Annotated in this window: 3 protein-coding genes; all 3 read right to left on the bottom strand. The window is 54.2% G+C overall.

What is annotated here, in order from left to right; all coding sequences use genetic code 11:
• Positions 1-179 precede the first annotated feature (179 nt).
• On the bottom strand, positions 180-1,274 hold the full coding sequence (locus ACNRUY_RS26015) for a DNA ligase LigA-related protein (protein ID WP_488114578.1): 1,095 nt from the start codon (positions 1,272-1,274) through the stop codon (positions 180-182).
• A 129-nt stretch (positions 1,275-1,403) separates the two neighbouring features.
• Entirely contained in the window at positions 1,404-2,462 is a 1,059-nt protein-coding gene (galE, locus tag ACNRUY_RS26010) for a UDP-glucose 4-epimerase GalE (RefSeq protein ID WP_488114577.1), read from the bottom strand.
• On the bottom strand, positions 2,459-3,337 hold the full coding sequence (gene nadC / locus ACNRUY_RS26005; protein ID WP_488114576.1) for a carboxylating nicotinate-nucleotide diphosphorylase: 879 nt from the start codon (positions 3,335-3,337) through the stop codon (positions 2,459-2,461). The genes galE and nadC overlap by 4 nt, the downstream gene beginning before the upstream one ends.
• Positions 3,338-3,525: the final 188 nt, after the last annotated feature.

Below are 3,525 nucleotides of genomic sequence, written 5' to 3'. Positions count from 1 at the left end.
CCGGAAATACCTTGTGCATCACCGGCAATGGGTGAGGGCGGCAGAGTTTTATGGAGGACACCGATCTGCTCTGGGGACATCATGGGTATGGACTTCAGGATGTCTTGGAATTGCTGAGGTTTCATGGCTGGAACTCCACTTTACACGACAATTCTCATGCTCAGGGAGTATAGACCATGTTAGCAACATTTAATTTGAACAGCGCCGGTTCGACCGATGGTAAATTCAATCTGGCGGATTTCTGTGGTGGCGGTAATGGCTGGAAATTTCCAGGCCAGTGCCCAGCCAGGAGTGTCGCCATTCCAGCCAAAATGGGTTCTGAGCTTAAGGTCATCGGCTTTGATGACAATTCCGTCCATCAAAAATGGGTGGCGTACCTGAGGGTTGGCATACTGATTCCGGTGCTGTTTGATGTCAGCAAGGCCGGAGACCCTGTGAGAATGTTGTTCAACCAATGAAAAACCCAGTTGATTCAAGTGGCGGATGGACTCCTGGTCCGAGGAGTAGGGGGAGTTGACCCAGCGCCAGGGGAAAAAAGCAATGGCTTTCAGGGCCGGGCTTTCCGGTTCTCCCCGGCTGAGCTGCCCCGCCACCAGATGCCGGGCGCTGGCGTATTGCCGGAGCAGGCGGGGAGGCATTTTATCCAGTCGGCTGAACAGTTCTCCATGGAGAATGGGGTTGAGTGTTTCAAAGGGTAAATTTTCGCTCTTTTGTTCATGGGCTGAATGCAGTACCAAGGGGTTCGGGATTAATGGCATGCTCAATACCAGGCTGAGGATATCCTGTCCCTGTTCACCATTGCCCCGGGTGGTGGCGGCGACCAGCTTCCCCTTTCTATACACAAGCTCAACGGCAATGCCGTCTATTTTCGGCTGAACCAGCACCGGCGAGGTATTCAGCGCTCTTATAAAACCAGCCACTTCATTAGCAGACTCTGCTTTTTTCAGGCTGCCCATAAAGGCTCGGTGAGGCAGGGTTCGCCGGGTAGAGCTTGCTCTTCGGGCCTCCTGGTCTGGAACGTTTTTCCGGGGAAGGCTGGCTTCTGCAAAGCAGGCCTGCCATTGACTCAGCAGGGCGCTCAGGCTGTCGTACTCTTCATCACTGATGATGGGGGCATTATGGTTGAAATAGAGCGAGTCGTGATGAGCGATTTCCCGCTCCAGGTCCCGTATGTTGTCTCGGGCTTCATCCAGGCTCCATTGAGGACATTCATCCGCCAGAACCGGGAGGCTCAGAAGGGGTATGGCAATAGAAACAGGGATAAGGCTTTTCATTATTCCATCCGCAGGGATATTAACTTCCCCTTCGGCTCGAACCGGTGAAAAGTGAGTCTGTTGAAGCTGGATTATTAAAAGGAGGAGGCTCCCACAGCGGGGTATGGGAGCCGGTTTTACGGGTTGGGTTTAATTCCGGTAACCATTGGGGTTGCCGGACTGCCAGCGCCAGCTGTCGGTGACCATCTCTTCAAGGCCTTTTTCAGCCTGCCAGCCCAGCTCATTCCTTGCCTTTTCTGTGGCGGCATAACAGGCGGCAATATCGCCAGGGCGTCGGTCTGAGAGCTGATAGGGCACGGGTTTTTCTGAGGCTGTTTCAAAGGCCGCTACCATCTCCAGAACACTGTACCCTTTGCCAACCCCCAGGTTCCAGGCGTGAATGCCCTCGGTTTTCTGAAGCTTCTCAATGGCCCTTACATGCCCTATGGCCAGGTCGACCACATGAATGTAGTCGCGAACACCGGTACCGTCATGGGTGGGGTAATCGCTGCCAAACACGCTCAGTTTTTCCAGCTTGCCGATGGCTACCTGGGAAATGTACGGCATCAGGTTGTTGGGAATATCGCTGGGGTCTTCTCCAATCCTGCCTGAAGGGTGTGCGCCCACGGGGTTGAAGTAGCGCAGCAGGGCAATGCGCCAGCTGTCGTCTGAGGTATGAAGATCCTGGAGGATCTCCTCAATCATCAGTTTCGAGCGGCCATAAGGGTTGGTGGCGGATGTGGGGAAGTCTTCCCGGATGGGCAGGCTGGCGGGATCACCGTAAACCGTGGCTGAAGAGCTGAAAACGATGGTTTTGACACCGGCCTGTTTCATGGCCTCAAGCAACACCAGGGTACCGTGGACATTGTTGTCGTAATAGTCTAGGGGCAGGCTGACCGACTCACCCACTGCTTTCAGTCCGGCAAAATGAACCACCGCTTCAACCGAATGGCGGGCAAACAGAGAATCCAGCAGGGCGCGGTCACGAATATCGCCTTCTACCAGTTCCAGTTTTTTGCCGGTAATTTCCTGAACCCGCTTCAGAGACTCCTGGCAGCTGTTACTGAAGTTGTCCAGAACCACCAGGTCATAGCCTTCATTGAGCAGCTCAACACAGGTGTGGCTACCAATGTAACCGGCACCACCGGTCACCAGAATTTTCCCCTGGCTCGAGGTTTTTGATCTGCTCAAGGCTGTTGACTGGCTCAAGGCTGTTCTCCCTCAATGATTCGCATGGACAGATCCACCGACTGGCAGTCTTTGGTCAGAGTGCCAATGGAGATGAAGTCGACGCCGGTTTCTGCAATTGCCTGGAGGGTTTCCTGGGTTACTCCCCCGGAAGCTTCCAGTTTGGGCGTGTTACCCGGCAATGCCTGGTTCAGTTGAACCGCTTCGGATAGCCGGGGCAGGGGAAAGTTATCCAGCATGATGATATCGGCTCCGGCCTCCCGGGCCAGCCTGAACTCATCAAGGGATTCCACTTCAATCTCCACCGGCTTTCCGGGAGCGATATCGTGAGCATTGACCACGGCATTCTGGATTCCGCCACAGGCGGCGATATGGTTCTCTTTAACCAGGAACGCATCATACAGCCCAATGCGATGATTATGACATCCCCCGGAGACCACCGCGTATTTCTGGGCAATTCGGAGGCCTGGGAGGGTTTTTCGGGTATCCAGCAGCCTGACCCCGGTGTGGCTGACCAGGCTGGCATAGTGCTGGCAGCGGGTAGCGGTGCCGGACAGTGTCTGCAGGAAGTTCATGGCGCAGCGTTCACCGGTCAACAGGCTGCGTGCGGAACCTTTCAGCACTACCAGCACCTGGTTCGGCTCTACTGTTTCACCCTCACTGACCTGCCACTCCAGTTGCACGGTCGGGTCCAGTTGGCGAAATACTTCATCAAACCAGGGGCGGCCGCTGATAACGGCTTTATCCCGGCAGATAATCCGGGCAGTGGCCTGTTGCTGTTCGGGAATCAGGGCCGCAGTGATATCCCCGGAGCCAACGTCTTCTGCAAGAGCGTGGCAAACATTGGTTTCAATGGCATTCTGGAGGGCGTCGGACAGGGTGGGTGTCAGTTTCATAAAGTTCTGGCTGTTATTGGGTCAGGGCTGTTGTATTAAAGGCATTATAAAGGACGGTCAAGGCGCTGTTCAAATTAAGTGTTGCTCTACCCAATGTATAGAAACTTGATCTAAAAAAGCCTCCTCTGAGAAGAGTTGAGTTTTAAGAAACCTTTTCCACCCGAGGTAACGAGACAGGTATTTTGTTG

This window comes from Endozoicomonas sp. Z74, assembly GCF_057680865.1.
This window is presented reverse-complemented; position numbering and strand designations above follow the sequence as displayed.

What these genes read in the sequence shown, in the direction of transcription:
- ACNRUY_RS26015 (WP_488114578.1), bottom strand. Translation starts at nt 1,274, where the DNA reads ATGAAAAGCCTTATCCCTGTTTCTATTGCCATACCCCTTCTGAGCCTC.
- nadC (WP_488114576.1), bottom strand. Translation starts at nt 3,337, where the DNA reads ATGAAACTGACACCCACCCTGTCCGACGCCCTCCAGAATGCCATTGAA.